Origin of the sequence: Micromonospora sp. II (assembly GCF_001709195.1) — a bacterium.
Taxonomy (GTDB): domain Bacteria; phylum Actinomycetota; class Actinomycetes; order Mycobacteriales; family Micromonosporaceae; genus Micromonospora; species Micromonospora chalcea.
The window spans coordinates 1-14,695 of record NZ_LYXF01000059.1 but is presented as its reverse complement, the minus strand read 5'-3'; the positions used below and the strand labels follow the sequence as shown (position 1 = coordinate 14,695).

The window sequence follows — 14,695 nt, the reverse complement described above, 5'->3', positions numbered from 1 at the left end:
GACCACGGCGCAGATAGATGCGGAAAGACAAGGACCTCTTGATCGGCGGGAACTCACTCGCTCCCGCCTCACCCCATAGGCTCCGCCACTCGGAGTCGTCGCCGAGGACCCGGTCAAGTGCTTCGATCGCCAGTTGTGGCAGGTCGTCGTCCAAGCCAAGGGCTTTGCAAGGAAGAAGTTCGGGGTTCGAGGACCTCAGGCCGGGAACGGACGGTTGACGCGTGCGTCGGTGAGGACGGCGGTCCACCAGGCCAGTTCGGCCAGCGCGCTGGCCAGCGCCTTGTTCGTGCCGTCGGCGGGTGTGAAGCGGTTGCTGTCGTCCAGGGCTTCCCACGGGGCAGCCAGTCCGAGGCAGCGTCGCGTGGTGACCATGTTCAGTTCGGACAGGACACCGCGCAGGTGTTCGATCGCCGCGTACCCGCCCTGGACTCCGTAGGCGACGACGGTGGCCGGCTTCAGCATCCAGGCGGCGTAGTGCCAGTCGATGAGCCGCTTCAGCGATGCGGGGTAGGAGTGGTTGTACTCCGGGGTGACAAACACGAACGCGTCGGCGGCTTCGATCCGGTCGGCGACCTCGGTCCTCGGGCCGCCGCCGGGAGAAAGCCGGGTGTCGTCGGGCAGGGTGATCCCGGCGAGGTCGATCAGGTCGACGTTGACGCCACTGCTCTGCTGGAGCGCGGCGACGACCCACTCGGCGATGGTCGGGCTCATCCGCCCGTTGCGAAGGCTGGAGGCGATCACCGCGACTCGCGTCGTGGTCTGCGCGGCGGTGGTGGAGTGGTGATTGGCATGTGCTGTCGGAGCGGTCATGTCCACCACGCTGCGGGTTGAACATATGTTGAAGTCAAGCCGGATCGACGCGCATCGTCGGGGGGAAGCAACCCCTCGCGGCGTACGGTGAGGGCATGACGCTCACGAACCCGGTCGTGGCATACGCGACCGTCAGCGAGGTCGCCGCCGACAGTGGAGTGGCGCCCTCGGCGGTGCGGTTCTACGAGAAGCACGGCGTGATCAACGCGGTGCGTACCGCAGGCAACCAGCGCCGGTTCGACGAGTCCGCGGCCTGCCGCATCCATGTCGCCAAGCTCGCTCAGCGGGTCGGGTTGACGGTGCGCGAGATCGCCGAGTTGTTCTCCGCGCTTCCCGCCGACCCGGGACCCGAGGATTGGGGTCGGGTCGCCGAGCACATCGTCACCGAGGCCGAGCAGCGCGTGGCCGACCTGAAGGCCCGGCTCGAACTGCTCGGTTCGGGCGCCAGGCTCTGCGATCTGGGAGCGGCACTGGACTCCTGACGCCGCCGGCTCGGCACCCGGCTGGAGGCGCTGGACCCTGACCGCAGACGGAAGGCGCTACCGCCTCGTTGCGTACCTGCTCAGGGTCACGCCGCCGGGAAACGTCCGCGTCTCCACCAGGTCGAGCTTCGACCAGCCGTCCAGCGCGCCGAAGAACGGCGTGCCGGCGCCCACGAGGACCGGGTGGGTGACGATCTCGTACTCGTCGATCAGCCCGGCCCGCATGGCCGCCCCCGCGAGGGCTGCGCCACCGACCCTCATCGGGCCGCCGTCCCCGGCCTTGAGCCGGGTTATCTCAGCGATCGCGTCCCCGGTGAACAGGCGGGCGTTCCAGTCGACCTTGTCGATGGTGGAGGAGAACACCACCTTCGGCGTGTCCCGCCAGTTCCGGGCGAACTCGATCTGCGCCGGGGTGGCGCCCGGCTGCTGGTCACCGGTCGGCCAGTAGCCGCTCATGTTCTCCCACAGGCGGCGCCCGTACAGGAACAGGCTGACCGCCCGCTCCTGATCGAGCCACCACTGGAACAGTTCGTCGCTCGATTCGCCCCACCCGATGTCGTCGCCGGGCGCGGACACGTAGCCGTCCACTGTCAGGTTCATGCCGTAGATCAATTTCCGCACAGCGCATGCCTCCGTCGGTCGGTCCCGCAACACCGGACCCCGCAGGTCAGTCGTGGCGGTGACGCAGAATGTAGTCGATGTGGCGGATGGTGTCCCGGCGGTCGTACTCGCTGATCGAGTCCCACAGGTCCGCCAGCCAGTAGAGCGATCCGGACAGCATCCAGGCCCAACCGCGTACCCAGGTCGCCTCGTCGAACCCGAGCGCCTCCCGGTAGGCGGCCCGGGCGCGGGCGTCGAACAGACTCCAGGCGGGTCGCACCTCGACGGCCGGATCGCCGCGGCCGAGACCGCCGAAGTCGATCACGCCGGTGAGCCGGCCCCGGTCGACCAGCAGGTTGCCCGCCAGCAGATCGCCGTGCAGCCACATCGGCGGTCCCGGCCACTCGTCCGCCGCCATCGCCTCGTCCCACGCCGCGGTCACCGCCCGGCCGTCGATCCGGTCGCCCAGCTCCGCGATCGACCGGCGGGTCAGTTCGTCGCGCTGCACCAGGGGTACGCCGCGCTGAATGCCTTCCTTGACCGGCCCGTCCATCGGGTCGATCGCGATCATCGCCCGTACGAAGCGGGCGAGGTCGACGGCGAGGTCGACGTGGTCCTGCCCGGATTGCGGGTTGTCCCCGTCGAGCCACGGGACGACGGTCCACGGCCACTGATAGTTCCCGCCGGGTCGGCCGACCGCGACCGGCACCGGCACGGGCACCGGGAGGTGAGGGGCGAGCCGCGGCAGCCAGGTCGCGTCGGTCGTCACCTGGTCGACCGCCCACGGCGCCCGTGGCAGCCGTGCCGTCAGGGAGTCGCCCAGCCGGAACAGCGCGTTGTCGGTGCCGTTCAGCGGCTGCGGCACGATCGGCAGGCTCGACCATTCGGGGAACTGGTCGCTGACCAGGGCGCGTACCTGTTCCACAGTGACGACGATCTCTCCCGGACGCATCGACGCGACCGTAGGACCCGCCGGGTCACACGGTCAATCGAATTCGGAGCACGGCGTGATCCTGATCATGAACCGATCGGTACAGAATCCTGCTACGGTTGGCTCCGAACCGAGCGGTACAAAATATGCGGAGGGGAACGAGCGATCATGAGCGCCACCACTGAGGAACTGCGTGACTTCTACCTGCGGTACGTCGATCTGGCGAACAAGCGGGAGTTCGACCGCATGGCCGACTTCGCCCACGAAGAGGTGATCATGAACGGCACGCCGGTCCGGATGGCGGACATGGTGGCCGAGTTCTACAAGCACGTCGAGGCGGTGCCGGATCTCCACTGGGAGATCCAGGATCTCGTCGTCGAGGGCGACCGGATCGCTGCCCGCCTCGTCGACACCGGAACGCCCGTCAAGGAGTGGAACGGCCTGGCACCTACCGGCGCCTCGGTCTCGTTCGTCGAGACCGCCTTCTACTGGCTCCAGGACGGCAAGTTCAAGCACATGTCGTACCTGATGGACACCGACTCGGTGCGGCGGCAACTCGCCGGCTGACCGGGGGAATCCGGAAACGCGGCGCGCCCAGCCCGATGCGACATCGAGCTGGGCGCGCCCAGGAAGCTATGCGACGAAGCGGGAACGACGTCGGCGTCCGATGACGTAGCTGGCGCCGCCGAGGAGCAGCAGCGCCCCGCCGATGCCGGCCACTGTCGCGGTGTCGGAGCCGGTCACCGGCAGGCCGCCACCCTCGCCACCACCGTCGCCGCCGGGTACGCCCACGCTGGCGGAGGGACTGAGGGGCGGCACGACTGTCGACGTGGCGCTGGGCGTCGCGGTCGGCGTGGTCGTGGGCTGAGACGGCGTCGGCGTCGGCTGGGATGCGCAGTCGAGCGCGCGAGCCTCGTACAGGCCGTTGTTCAGGTAGGCGAGGTAGGCCTCGACGGACGGGTTGTCGAGCACCTTCTGCGCGGCGGCCCGCACGTTGGGGCCGGCACCCGTCATGGTCTGGCCGATCGAGACGCGCAGAGCCGTCGCCCAGCGATTCTCCACGTTCTTGAGGTATGCGCGAAGGTCGTCCGAGGTGCCCTTCAGTCGCTCCTCGATCTCGCCCGGCAGAACGGGCAACGATTCGGCCTGTGCCTCGGCCAGGAGCCGGTAGGCCAGCAGCCGCAGCTCGGAAACGTTGGCCGTGTCCAGGTCGATGGTGACGAGCTCGCGGAAATCCTTGTACACCTTGCGTTCGACCGTCTGGCAGGCGTCGTTCAGCCCGGGCACTGCGGTCTGCGCCGCCGCGGGCGCCGCCGGAATCACAAAGGCCAGCGCCACCAGGGCGCCGGCCGGGATTTTCCATCGCATGTGGACTTTCCTCCCCGTGTAGATCAAAACATGGAGATGTTACCGGCGTCCCTCCGAAGCGCAAGGAGCATTGATTGTGCTAACGGCGCAGTCGATCAACCGCCTCTCTTATCGTCGCGACCCGGCTCGCCAGTGGGCCGGCCGGCACGTCGGCGAGGTCGAATCCGGCCTCGCGATAGGTCAACTCGTGGATCCGCTCGAAGACGAGTGATTCCTCGAAGGTGATCCGGCGAGCGGCGGTCGCCTCGACGAAGCCCTGATGGCGTACGAAGAAAACGGTTTGTTCGTAGTGGCGATTCGCCGTCATGCCCTCGATCTCGGCGAGCAGCGCGGGCGGTGCGGCCCGGCCCAGATAGCGGCACAACGCCAGCGTGCAGACGGGCGAACGGTCGTGGAAGACGACCTCGCCGGCGTTCGCCGCGGCTCGGCGACGGCGCTCCCGTTGGAGATCCAGCACCCGGTCGGCGAAGCCCGGCTCACGCCACGGCTCCGGTCGTCCGAGCGCCTGGTGAAGCGCGATCACGTCGGTCGCCGCCTCCTCCACGACGGGGTACCCGTCGATCTCCAGGTGCCGGAGGATCGCTGTCTTACCGGAGCCGGGAGCGCCGGTGAGGATGTATCCGGGCATGTCGTCCTCCGAATGGCGGGCAATCCGCTTGATAGGCAAGCCGTCACTTGCCTATGGTGGGTGACGTGGGCGATCTGTACCAGGCGCTGGCCGACCACACCCGCCGCCTGATCCTCGACGAGCTGACCGAGCGCGACGGTCAGACCCTGTTCGAGATCTGCGGGCGGCTGGCCACGAAGCACCAGGTCACGTCGTCCCGGCAGGCGATCTCCCAGCACCTCGACGTCCTGGAGGCCGCCGGCCTGGTCGTCACGCGGCGGCAGGGTCGCTACAAGTTTCACCACCTCGACACCCGGCCGCTGCGGGCCGTCACCGAACGATGGCTCAGGTCCGCCGAACCCACCCAGGAGAACCCATGAGAATCAACCTCACCAGCGTGTACGTCGACGACCAGGACAAGGCGCTGCGCTTCTACACCGAGGTGCTGGGCTTCGTGAAGAAGACCGACGTGCCGACCGGCGAGTACCGCTGGCTGACAGTGGTGTCGCCGGACGCCCCGGACGGCGTGGAACTGCTGCTGGAGCCCGATGCGCACCCGGCCGCCAAGGCGTTCAAGGAGGCGCTCGCGGCCGACGGCATCCCGCTGACGCAGTTCGCGGTGGACGACGTGGCCGCCGAGCACGAGCGGCTGCGGGGCCTCGGCGTGCTGTTCACCCAGGAGCCGGTCGACATGGGCCCGGTGACCACCGCGGTGTTCGACGACACCTGCGGCAACCTGATCCAGATCGCACAGTACCGGTAGCCGGGCGCTGACGCCGCGCTGAACCGCTGGACACGATCGGTCACCCTGGCGGCATGACGGTGTGGCGGCGCCCGTACTCGCTGGACCTGGCCACCTCCGGCTCCATGGTCGTGGCGGGGCTGGCGGTCGGTTACTTCGTGCTCATCGTGTTCGGGGTCCGTAGCGGCAATCTCCTGGAACGGGAGGCGGTGGTCCTCGGAGTGTGGAACGCCGGCGTCCTCGCCGTCGCGGTCCGCCGCGCGATGCTCGGCGTCTGGGTGAGCCCCGTCGGCATACGTTCCCGTTCGCTGCTCCACACGACCACCGTGCCGTGGGCGTCGGTTGTGGAGATCCACAGCGGTGCGAGTTCGATAATGGGTCTGGACATGGGACGCGACGCGATCGTCATCGAGCGGACCGACGGCGCGCCGGTGCAGACGCCGATCCAGTCCGGCGCCATCGTCCGGCCGTTCCGCCTGGAGCTGACCCGGCTGGTCACCTGGCCGGAGCACTACGACGAGATCCTCGCGAACCTGCGGGAGTGCCACCGCGAGGCCCGGCCCCCGGAGCAGCGCGCGGCGGCGAGCCCGGCGCCGGGTCCGGTCCGCGTCGACCGTCCGGACCGGACCCGGCCGCCCGCGCCGAGCGCCGGGCGGCGGCGTGACATCCACGCGCTGACCCGGCAGTACGAGCGCGGGGTGCTGACCGACGCCGAGTACGCGGCCGAGTTGGCGCGGCTGCGGGGTGACGAGTAGGCGTCAGGCGAGCCGGTCGAGCAGTTCGCGGCTGCGGCTCACCACGAGCGCGGTCGCCTCGGCGTCGTACGAGGGCAGCGAGCTGTCGGTGAACAGGTGCCGGTCGCCGGGGTAGACGTACAGCTCGCCGCGTTCGGGGCCGACGATCGACACCAGCTCGCGGGCGGCGTCCACGTCGCCTTCCAGCCCGAAGAACGGGTCCTGCTCCATGCCGTGCACCTGTACCGCCACGCCGTCGGGCCAGGGGCCGATCGCCCACTCACCGGTCACCGGCAGGCAGGCTTCGTAGAGCAGGGCGGCCCGGGCGCCGGGCCGGGTCTGGGCGAGCCGCTGGGCGATGGCGGCGCCCCAGGAGACACCCGCGTGGACGAGGTCGGCGGGCAGGTCGGCGACGACCGCGTCGGCGCGCTGGTCGAGGACGTCGCCGCCGATGCTCTTGACCAGCGCGGCGCCGTCGGAAATGGCGGCCGGCCGTTCGCCGTCGAATAAGTCCGGGGTGTGCACGGTGTGTCCGCCGGCGCGCAGGGAGTCGGCGAGGGCGCGTACGCCGTCGGTGAGTCCTTGAATGTGGTGGAAGAGCACGATCTCGGCCATCACTACACTCCTGAGTTGTCAGACCAGAGTTATCGAACGAACCAGAATTTTAGAACGGTCGAGAAATGTCGGTCAATCAGCGGATCCCGGACTACGACCTCGAGGACCTGCTCGTGGTCACCGCCCCGGAGCAGTTGCGCGCGCTCGCCGACCCGCTGCGCAGCACGCTCCTGGAACTGCTCCTGGAACGCGCCGCCACGGTGAACGAGCTGGCCCGCGCGGTCGACCGGCCGAAGAGCAGCGTCGCGTACCACGTGAACCAACTGGTGGACGCCGGGCTGCTGCGCGTGGTGCGGACCCGGCGGGTACGCGCCATCGAAGAGCGGTTCTACGGGCGTGTCGCCCGCACCTTCTACGTCGGCGCGCTCACCCGGACAGAGGACAAGCAGGTCGTGTCCCGGATCAACGGCCTCGCCGAGGCGGCAGCTGAAGCGGCCGCCGCGCACGCCGCCGACGAACTGCGGTGCACGCTCGTGCACGCGCGCATCCCGATCGAGGACGTCCGCGAGTTCTGGGCGGAGGTGCAGGCGCTGGCCCGGCGGTTCGCGCAGATCCCCCGCGCCGGGGACCAGGTGTACGGCTTCGCCGCCGGCCTCTACCCCACGGACGCGCCCACGCTCCCGGACACGGACCCCGCCCCTTCGACGGGGTCTCGCCGGGGCGGCGAAGAGAGCAGGCTAGCGTCGGAAGCGTGAGCACCGGATCCCCGCGCGTCCTGCCGGCCGAGCGCGGCATCGACGAGGCCGCCGCCGTTCTGCGCGCCGGCGGGCTGGTCGCCTTTCCCACCGAAACCGTCTACGGCCTGGGCGCCAACGCGCTCGACGCGCGGGCGGCGGCCCGGATCTTCGAGGCCAAGGCGCGGCCCAGCTTCGACCCGCTGATCAGCCACCTGGCCGACGCCGCCGACCTGGCCGCGCTGGTGGGCGAGGTGCCGGCGGCGGTGGCCGAGCTGGCGAAGCGCTTCTGGCCCGGCCCGCTCACCCTGATCGTGGACCGACCGGAGATCATCCCGCCGATCGTCACCTCCGGCCTGGACACCATGGCGGTACGCGTACCGGACGAGCCGTCGGCGCGGGCGCTGATCGCGGCGGCCGGCGTGCCGGTGGCCGCGCCGAGCGCGAACCGGTTCGGCCAGCTCAGCCCGACACGCGCCGAGCACGTGGTGGCCGGGCTGGGCGGTGCCGTGGACGTGGTGCTCGACGGCGGGCCCACCCGGTGCGGCATCGAGTCGACGATCGTGGACGCGCGCGGCGACCGGCCGGTGGTGCTGCGGCTGGGCGCGCTTCCGGTCGAGGCGATCATCGAGGCGGTCGGCCCGGTCGAGGTGCGCCAGGGCAGCTCCGGTCAGCCCGTCGCGCCCGGGACGCTGGCCGCGCACTACGCCCCGCGTACCCCGTTGCGGTTGGGCGCGGCGGCCGATCCCGGCGGCGGCCGGCGGGGGTTCCTGGCCTTCCGGGAGCCACCGGCGGACGGCGACTGGGCGGCGGTGGAGGTGCTGTCGCCCGACGGCGACGTGACCGCGGCGGCGGCGCGACTGTTCGACGCGCTGCACCGGCTGGACGCGGCCGGGGTGACCGAGATCGTCGCCGAGCCGGTGCCGGACACCGGAGTGGGCCGCGCGATAAACGACCGGCTGCGCCGGGCCGCCGCCACCTGGCACTAGAACTGTTCCGCGTCGGGACGCCCGTGCGAGCCGGGCTGCGGCATGCGGTCCATCAGCTTGGTGAGCGTGCCGTTGGCGAACGTCGCGCCGAGCGCCGAGCCGGTGGCGATTGCCCAGCCCACGGGTCCCATCGGGGTGCAGCCGAAGAACTGGCTGACACCCGGCGTCTGCACCACCGCGACCAGCGCGCCCACCGACGCGGCGGTGGCGGCGAGCACGCTGGGGCTGGTGCCGCCGGCCAGTACGGTCTGGCCGAGCTGAGTGCCGATCAGGGACGCCAGCGCGACGGTGCTGGCCCGCCGCTGGGTGCCGGTCCACCTGGCGATCGTCCAGCCGGCGGTCGCGCCCAGCGTGGTCGACGCCGCCCGCAGCCCGATCTCCCGGGTCATGGTCACACCGAGCGAGGAGTCCGGACCCTCGCGTAGCAGGTGGTCGGCGCGGTCGTCGGCCGGCGGCCGTACCGCGATGGCGAGCGCCGGCGCGAGATCGGTGAGCAGGTTGACCAGCAGCAGTTGCCGGCCGTTCAAGGCGGAACGGCCGGTCGCGGCGGCGCTGAGCACGCTGAACGCGATCTCGCCGAGGTTGCCGCCGACCAGGATGCTGAGCGCGTGCCGCACCGACGACCACATGGCCCGGCCCTCGACCAGCGTGGCGATGATCGTCTCCAGCCGGTCGTCGGTGACCACCAGGTCGGCGGCGGCGCGGGCGGCGGGTGTGCCCCGTTGACCGAGCGCGATACCGACGTCGGCGAGCCGGATCGCCGGGGCGTCGTTGGCGCCGTCACCTGTCATCGCGACGGTCCGGTCCTGGCGCTGCAACGCCTGAATGATCCGTACCTTGTGCGCCGGCGTGCAGCGTGCCACCACGTCGGTGGCCATCAGGCGCTCGGCGAGCGCGGCGTCGTCCAGCCGGTCCAGGTCGGTGGCGGTGACAACGCGCTGGCCGCCGTCCTCCGGGCTGATCGTGGCGGCGATCGCCTCGGCGGTGGCCGGGTGATCGCCCGTGATCATGACGGTGTGTACGCCGGCGGCCCGGATCCGGGCCACCGCCGGCCGGGCGCTGTCCCGCACCCCGTCGGCGAGCGTCAGGAAACCCACGAAGACCAGCCCGTTCACCTGCTCGTCGCTGACCTGCTCGGTGGAGACCCGGCACTCGGCCACGGCGAGAATGCGGTGCCCGGCCCCGGCCCGCCCGGCCAGCATGGCCTGCACCTCCTCGCGCCCCGCCGCATCGAGCGGCCGGTCCCCCTCCGCGGTGCGCCGCGACGCGCAGCGCGGCAGCACCGACTCGGGGGCGCCCTTCACGCTCAGCAGCAGCCCGCCGGAGGAGCGGCCGACAGCGGCGCTGTAGCCCCGGGACGGCTCGAACGGCAGCCCGGCGGTGGCGGTCCACTCCGCGGCGCCGGTCCGCTCGGTCACCCCGGCGGCGTCCGCGCCGTGGCGTACCGCCCGGTCGGTCTGCTGCGGCAACTCGTCCGGGTCGGCGGCGGACGGGGTGGCCCGCACCGCGGCTGCCAGCGTCGACCGCAGCGGCTCGTCCAGTTCGCCCAGCACGGCGTACCGGCCGTCACCGGTGCCCACCCCGGCCAGCAGCAGCTTTCCCTCGGTGAGCGTGCCGGTCTTGTCGAAGCAGAGCACGTCGACGCGGCCCAGCGCCTCGATGGTCCGGGGGTTGCGGACCAGGGCGCCGTGCTCGGCCAGCCGCCGCGCCGCCGCCAGCTGCGCGGCGCTGACCAGAAACGGCAACCCCTCCGGCACCGACGCCACGGCCAGGTTCGCGGCGGTCGCCGCCGTTTCGGCAAGGGGTACGCCCCGAAGCAGCCCCGCACCGGCCACCGAGATCGCCGAGGCGGCCGCCAGCGGTACGGCGCTGCTGGTCAGCTTGCCCAGCCGCGCCTCCACACCACTTGCGGGCGGGGCCTGCCGGGCCATCGCGAGGCTCCGCCCGGACTCGGTCTCCGCGCCGGTGGCCACCACCACAGCGGTGCCGTGCCCGGCGGCGACTGTGGTGCCCTCGAACAGCATCGAGTGCCGCTCGGCGATGGCCGCCGCGACCACCGGGTCGGGGCTCTTCGCCACCGGCAGCGACTCACCGGTCAGTGACGACTCGTCCGCCTCCAGCCCGTCACTCGTCAGCACCCGGCAGTCGGCCGGTACGGCGTCCCCGGAGCTGATCGTGATCACGTCGCCGCGTACCAGCTCCTCGGCGGGCACCACCCGTTCCGCGCCGTCGCGCAGAACCCGGGCGGTGACCGCCGAGCGGGACAGCAGCTCGGCCAGCGACCGTTCGGTGTTGCGCTGGTGCACCGCGCCGACCAGCGCCGACCCGCCCACCACGCCGCCGACCAGCGCCGCGTCGACGAGTGAGCCGAACGCGGCGGAGAGCACCGCACCGGCGGCCAGCACCGGGGTGAGCGGGTTGGACAGCTCCTCGACGAACGAGCGGAGCAGCCCGGCCGGACCGTGCTCGTCGCCGACCTCGACGCGCCGCCGCCGGGTCGCCTCGCCCTCGGTCAGCCCGGACGCGTCGGTGCCGAGCTGTTCGAGGACGGTCTCCACCGGCATGAGATGCCAGGCGCTGAGCGCGGGCACCGGTACGCCGGTGCGGTCCGGCAGCCGGTGCGCCCGGAACACGCCGTGCGCGAACGCGAGCGCCGCCGCGCCGTTCACCGCCGCGAGCGTCGGGCGGGGCAGCCGCCGACGGTCGGCGGTGAATGCTCCGAGCGCGCCGAGCCCGGTGCCGGCCATGGCGATCCGGATGTTCTGCTCGGTCATCCGGCGGGCCACCCCGGCCGCGTCGATGAGCAGTGCCGGTACCCGCAGGTCGTCGCCGACCAGCAGGTGCGCGCCCCACGGGGGCAGGTCCTCCGGGCCGTACACGCCGAGGCCGCAGTCCGAGGCGGCGAGCGCCGACCGCTCGCCGGAGACCACCATCACCACCGCGCCCTCGCGTTGCAGGTCGTGCACCGCGCCGGCGAGCCGGGCACCACCGGGTACGAGCAGGTCGGCGAAGTCGTACCGGCCGTCGTCCGCGCCGCCGACCACGAGCCGCAGGCCCGCCTGCCGGGCGGCCGACGCCAGCGCGTCCACGCCCGGTGCGGGCTCGGGCTCGACCCGCAGTACGGCGGCGAGCCGGCCGTTCTCGGCCAGCCCGAGCAGCCGTCCACCGTCGGCGCGCAGCCGCGCGCTGTCCGCGGTGTCCCCGGGATCGTCGGCGCCGAGCCGGTCCAGCGGGCCGATCCGCCAGCCGTCGGCGGCGCGTACCGCGTCCGGCTCGGCCGGGTCGAACAGCGCGAACGCCCGGGCGGCGACCTGCCCGGTGTCGGCGTCGGCCAGCGGCGCCAGGTCGGCCAGCACCCCCCGGTCCGAACCGAGCACCGCCGCGTCCAGCACCACCGTGTCGATCCGGTCCAGCTCACGCAGCACGCTGCGGTCCATCGCGATCACGCCGCGCCGGGCGAGCATCCGGCCCAGTTGGGCGCCGTAACCCTCGCGGCCGGAACCGGGCGCCTTCGGCAGCGAGGACAGTGCCAGCGCGGCGGCCCGCTTGGGTCCCAGCACCGGCAGCGCCGCCGCTCCGGCGACCGCGCCGGCCGGGAGTACCCGCTTGGCGTAGCGCTCCGGCTGCCCGTCCGGCACCGGGCACGGCCGCTCGCCGTCCGGCACCCGGGCCACAGCCCGTTCCGGGTCACCGGTCAGGTGTGGCTCGGCCCGCCGCCACGCGGCCAGTTGAGCGGCCCCCTCGCCCCACTGCACGACGCGCTGCGCGCCGTCCAGCACGATCCCGGCCCAGCCGCCGGTGAGACCCTGCACCACCGCCTCGGCCAGCGGGAACAGCACCTCGGCGCGCGGGTCGGCGCGGATGCCCAGCCCGGCCAGCGCGTGCAGCTTCGGGTGCAGGTCGACGGCGCCGAGCAGCCCGGCGACCTCGGCCGGCACGGGGGTGAGCGGCAGCACCCGGGTGGCGGCGGAGATGCCCAGTCCGAGCACGTCGGACAGCAGCGCGCCGAACGTGCGCGCCGTACGCGGGCCGTCCTCGGGCGGCTGCGGCGGCTCGATCTCCGGGTCCGGCTCGTACGGGCAGGTCTGCTCGACGCGGGCCACTGTGGCGATCAGATCGCGCAGCTTCGGCGCCGGCTCCCCGGTCGCCACCACCACCCGGCCGGACGGCGCGTTCACCCGCGCCCAGGTCACGCCCGGCATCGACTCCAGCGCTGCCTCGACCTGACGGGCGAGCCGGTCGCCGCCGTCCTGGCAGACGCCGTGCACCTCGATGTGGTGGCGGCCGTCCTGCGACCACACCCGGCGGCTGGTCAGTCCGGTGAGCCGGGCCAGCCGGGCGGCGGCCGTACCCACGCTTCCCGCGACCTCGGAGACCTTGGTGGGTACGACCGTCGGGGACAGCAGGAGGCCGGCGAAGCGTCCCAGCGCCATCTCGCCTCCCGGTCTCGTCCCGGCGGCCCGACTTCCCGGCGCGGCGTCCGTTATGCCACCCGGACGGCAGAAGTTCGGGGTCCGGTCGTTCCCRCCGGACGAGACGGGGACCACAGTTGACCTCAACCCGGGGTGAGGTCCGAGGCTGTAGCCCATGACCAGCACCGCCGCCCTCCCGGCCGATCCACCCGTCGACCTGTGGTCGCCGCGCCTTCGGGCGATGACTGTGGGCAGCGTCGCCCTGGTGTCCCTGCTCGCGTTCGAGGCGCTGGCGGTGGGCACCGCCATGCCGACGGTGGCCCGCGCGCTGGACGGGCTCGGCCTGTACGCGCTGGCGTTCGGCGGCTCGTTCGCCTCCGGCGTGGTGGCGATGGTCGCCTCCGGCATCTGGTGCGACGCGCGCGGACCACGGCCGGCGATGTGGCACGGCGTCGCCTGGTTCGTCGCCGGGCTGGTCGTGGCCGGTTCCGCGACGACCATGGAGATGCTGGTCGTCGGGCGGGTGGTGCAGGGCTTCGGTTCCGGACTCGTCTCGGTGGCGCTCTACGTGGTGGTCGGTCAGGCGTACCCGGAGCAGTTGCGGCGGCGGATCTTCGCCGCGTTCGCCGCGGCCTGGGTGGTGCCGTCGCTGGTCGGCCCGGCGCTGGCCGGCCTGATCGTGGAACATCTGGGCTGGCGATGGGTGTTCCTCGCGGTACCGGCGGTGGCGATTCCGGCGGCGCTGCTGATCCAGCCGGGTCTGAAGGCGCTGGCCGGCACCGTGCCGACCCGGCCGCCCGCGGGCGCGCTGGCCCGCGTCGGCTGGGCCTGCGGGGCGGGGGCGAGCGCCGCACTGCTGCACTACGGGGGGCAGCAGCGCGGCGTGCTCGCCGCCGCCCTGACCGCCGGGGCGCTGGCCGGGCTGTTCGTCTGCGTGCCGCACCTGTTGCCGTCCGGGTTCCTGCGCGCGGCACGCGGTCTGCCGACGGTGATCGGCCTGCGCGCGCTGGCGTCGGCGGCGTTCGTGGCCGCCGAGGTGGTGATCCCGCTGATGCTGTCGCGGGAGCGCGGCTTCTCGCCCACCGGCGCCGGCCTGGTGCTGACCGTGGGGGCGCTGTCCTGGTCGGTGGGCTCGTGGATCCAGGGCCGGATCGCTTCGCCCCGGTCGGCGGCGAGCCTGCCCCGGGCCGGGCTGGCCTGCATCACCATCGGTACGGCGGGCGTCGCGTCGGCGCTGCTGCCCGGGCTGCCGGTGCTGCCGGCGGTGTTCTCCTGGGCCGTGGCCGGGCTCGGCATGGGACTGCTCTACCCGTCGCTGTCGGTGCTCACCCTGGAGCAGTCGGCCCCGGCCGAGCAGGGCCGCAACAGCTCGGCGCTGCAACTGGGCGACTCGCTCGCCGCGGCCACCGTGCTGGCGCTGACCGGCGCCGTCCTGGCCGCCGGTGCGTCACCCGGCCCGGCCAGCTACGCGACCACGCTGGCGGTGGCAGCGGGCTGCGGCCTGCTCGGCCTGACCCTTGCCGGTCGAGTGGTGCCTCGCCCGGCGGGCTGAGGCGTTGCCGGCCCGGTCGCCGCTCACGCGCAGTAACGCTCCTGCCGAAGGCATCGCCTGACTGCGGTATGACTCCTGGTCATGATTATGGGTCTTGTGACGGATGTGTGGGTCGGGTGTTCATGGGCGGGGTAGTTCGGGTCGGTGGCCGCCGAGGCTGAGCATGGCCATGGCAATGA

16 protein-coding genes are annotated in these 14,695 nt (G+C 72.6%); 8 read left to right on the top strand and 8 right to left on the bottom strand.

The genetic code is table 11. The features are described 5' to 3' along the window. Both A8711_RS32205 and A8711_RS32975 read right to left on the bottom strand, forming a co-directional pair. The coding region (locus tag A8711_RS32205; RefSeq protein WP_255365693.1) for a DUF4259 domain-containing protein at positions 1-247 on the bottom strand (247 nt) is incomplete at its 3' end. Then, a complete protein-coding gene (locus tag A8711_RS32975; protein ID WP_124778812.1) occupies positions 196-810 on the bottom strand; it encodes an NADPH-dependent FMN reductase in 615 nt (204 codons plus the stop codon). The genes A8711_RS32205 and A8711_RS32975, both read right to left, overlap by 52 nt. Before the next feature lie 95 nt (positions 811-905). Between A8711_RS32975 and A8711_RS25430 the strand changes: the two genes are divergently transcribed. Further along, a complete protein-coding gene (locus A8711_RS25430; protein ID WP_064448031.1) occupies positions 906-1,292 on the top strand; it encodes a MerR family transcriptional regulator in 387 nt (128 codons plus the stop codon). A gap of 57 nt (positions 1,293-1,349) precedes the next feature. On the opposite strand, the gene A8711_RS25425 is transcribed toward A8711_RS25430, so the two are convergent. Then, on the bottom strand, positions 1,350-1,913 hold the full coding sequence (locus A8711_RS25425) for a dihydrofolate reductase family protein (protein ID WP_064448030.1): 564 nt from the start codon (positions 1,911-1,913) through the stop codon (positions 1,350-1,352). Between the two features lie 46 nt (positions 1,914-1,959). After that, positions 1,960-2,844, bottom strand: a complete 885-nt coding sequence (locus tag A8711_RS25420) for an aminoglycoside phosphotransferase family protein (RefSeq protein WP_064448029.1) — start codon at positions 2,842-2,844, stop codon at positions 1,960-1,962. Positions 2,845-2,991: 147 nt separating this feature from the next. Here A8711_RS25420 and A8711_RS25415 point away from each other — a divergent pair, with 147 nt between their 5' ends. Further along, positions 2,992-3,390, top strand: coding sequence for an ester cyclase (locus A8711_RS25415; RefSeq protein ID WP_064448028.1), 399 nt, complete (start codon positions 2,992-2,994; stop codon positions 3,388-3,390). 66 nt (positions 3,391-3,456) lie between these two features. Here the strand turns inward: A8711_RS25415 and A8711_RS25410 are convergent, their stop codons facing one another. Together A8711_RS25410 and A8711_RS25405 are read right to left on the bottom strand one after the other, a co-directional pair. Then, positions 3,457-4,191, bottom strand: coding sequence for an LPXTG cell wall anchor domain-containing protein (locus A8711_RS25410; protein ID WP_064448027.1), 735 nt, complete (start codon positions 4,189-4,191; stop codon positions 3,457-3,459). A gap of 79 nt (positions 4,192-4,270) precedes the next feature. Further along, positions 4,271-4,819, bottom strand: coding sequence for an AAA family ATPase (locus A8711_RS25405; RefSeq protein ID WP_069089564.1), 549 nt, complete (start codon positions 4,817-4,819; stop codon positions 4,271-4,273). Positions 4,820-4,872: 53 nt separating this feature from the next. Here A8711_RS25405 and A8711_RS25400 point away from each other — a divergent pair, with 53 nt between their 5' ends. Genes A8711_RS25400 through A8711_RS25390 form a run of 3 tightly spaced genes read left to right on the top strand, consistent with a single transcriptional unit; the run spans position 4,873 to position 6,295 of the window. Next, complete coding sequence (locus A8711_RS25400; RefSeq protein WP_043327664.1) at positions 4,873-5,178, top strand: helix-turn-helix transcriptional regulator; 306 nt, start codon at positions 4,873-4,875, stop codon at positions 5,176-5,178. After that, a complete protein-coding gene (locus A8711_RS25395) occupies positions 5,175-5,561 on the top strand; it encodes a VOC family protein (RefSeq protein WP_069089563.1) in 387 nt (128 codons plus the stop codon). The genes A8711_RS25400 and A8711_RS25395 overlap by 4 nt, the downstream gene beginning before the upstream one ends. 53 nt (positions 5,562-5,614) lie before the next feature. Further along, positions 5,615-6,295, top strand: coding sequence for a hypothetical protein (locus A8711_RS25390; protein ID WP_069089562.1), 681 nt, complete (start codon positions 5,615-5,617; stop codon positions 6,293-6,295). A gap of 3 nt (positions 6,296-6,298) precedes the next feature. Here A8711_RS25390 and A8711_RS25385 read toward each other — a convergent pair whose 3' ends face one another. After that, positions 6,299-6,889, bottom strand: coding sequence for a dienelactone hydrolase family protein (locus A8711_RS25385; protein ID WP_069089561.1), 591 nt, complete (start codon positions 6,887-6,889; stop codon positions 6,299-6,301). A gap of 65 nt (positions 6,890-6,954) precedes the next feature. On the opposite strand from A8711_RS25385, the gene A8711_RS25380 reads away from it, so the two are divergent. Next, positions 6,955-7,584 (top strand): helix-turn-helix domain-containing protein, encoded by a 630-nt coding sequence (locus tag A8711_RS25380; RefSeq protein ID WP_069089560.1) that lies wholly within the window; start codon positions 6,955-6,957, stop codon positions 7,582-7,584. Positions 7,585-7,604: 20 nt separating this feature from the next. After that, complete coding sequence (locus A8711_RS25375; protein WP_069089565.1) at positions 7,605-8,552, top strand: L-threonylcarbamoyladenylate synthase; 948 nt, start codon at positions 7,605-7,607, stop codon at positions 8,550-8,552. Here the strand turns inward: A8711_RS25375 and A8711_RS25370 are convergent. Then, positions 8,549-12,985, bottom strand: coding sequence for an HAD-IC family P-type ATPase (locus tag A8711_RS25370; RefSeq protein WP_069089559.1), 4,437 nt, complete (start codon positions 12,983-12,985; stop codon positions 8,549-8,551). The genes A8711_RS25375 and A8711_RS25370 overlap by 4 nt on opposite strands. Positions 12,986-13,139: 154 nt before the next feature. Here A8711_RS25370 and A8711_RS25365 point away from each other — a divergent pair, with 154 nt between their 5' ends. Continuing rightward, on the top strand, positions 13,140-14,516 hold the full coding sequence (locus tag A8711_RS25365; RefSeq protein ID WP_069089558.1) for an MFS transporter: 1,377 nt from the start codon (positions 13,140-13,142) through the stop codon (positions 14,514-14,516). The last annotated feature ends 179 nt before the right edge of the window (positions 14,517-14,695 follow it).

Excerpts from the sequence above, each read along its gene's own strand:
- A8711_RS32975 (WP_124778812.1), bottom strand. The coding sequence starts at position 810 with ATGACCGCTCCGACAGCACATGCCAATCACCACTCCACCACCGCCGCG.
- A8711_RS25400 (WP_043327664.1), top strand. The coding sequence starts at position 4,873 with ATGGTGGGTGACGTGGGCGATCTGTACCAGGCGCTGGCCGACCACACC.
- A8711_RS25415 (WP_064448028.1), top strand. The coding sequence starts at position 2,992 with ATGAGCGCCACCACTGAGGAACTGCGTGACTTCTACCTGCGGTACGTC.
- A8711_RS25385 (WP_069089561.1), bottom strand. The coding sequence starts at position 6,889 with ATGGCCGAGATCGTGCTCTTCCACCACATTCAAGGACTCACCGACGGC.
- A8711_RS25420 (WP_064448029.1), bottom strand. The coding sequence starts at position 2,844 with ATGCGTCCGGGAGAGATCGTCGTCACTGTGGAACAGGTACGCGCCCTG.
- A8711_RS25410 (WP_064448027.1), bottom strand. The coding sequence starts at position 4,191 with ATGCGATGGAAAATCCCGGCCGGCGCCCTGGTGGCGCTGGCCTTTGTG.
- A8711_RS25395 (WP_069089563.1), top strand. The coding sequence starts at position 5,175 with ATGAGAATCAACCTCACCAGCGTGTACGTCGACGACCAGGACAAGGCG.
- A8711_RS25405 (WP_069089564.1), bottom strand. The coding sequence starts at position 4,819 with ATGCCCGGATACATCCTCACCGGCGCTCCCGGCTCCGGTAAGACAGCG.
- A8711_RS25370 (WP_069089559.1), bottom strand. The coding sequence starts at position 12,985 with ATGGCGCTGGGACGCTTCGCCGGCCTCCTGCTGTCCCCGACGGTCGTA.
- A8711_RS25365 (WP_069089558.1), top strand. The coding sequence starts at position 13,140 with ATGACCAGCACCGCCGCCCTCCCGGCCGATCCACCCGTCGACCTGTGG.
- A8711_RS25380 (WP_069089560.1), top strand. The coding sequence starts at position 6,955 with ATGTCGGTCAATCAGCGGATCCCGGACTACGACCTCGAGGACCTGCTC.
- A8711_RS25390 (WP_069089562.1), top strand. The coding sequence starts at position 5,615 with ATGACGGTGTGGCGGCGCCCGTACTCGCTGGACCTGGCCACCTCCGGC.
- A8711_RS25430 (WP_064448031.1), top strand. The coding sequence starts at position 906 with ATGACGCTCACGAACCCGGTCGTGGCATACGCGACCGTCAGCGAGGTC.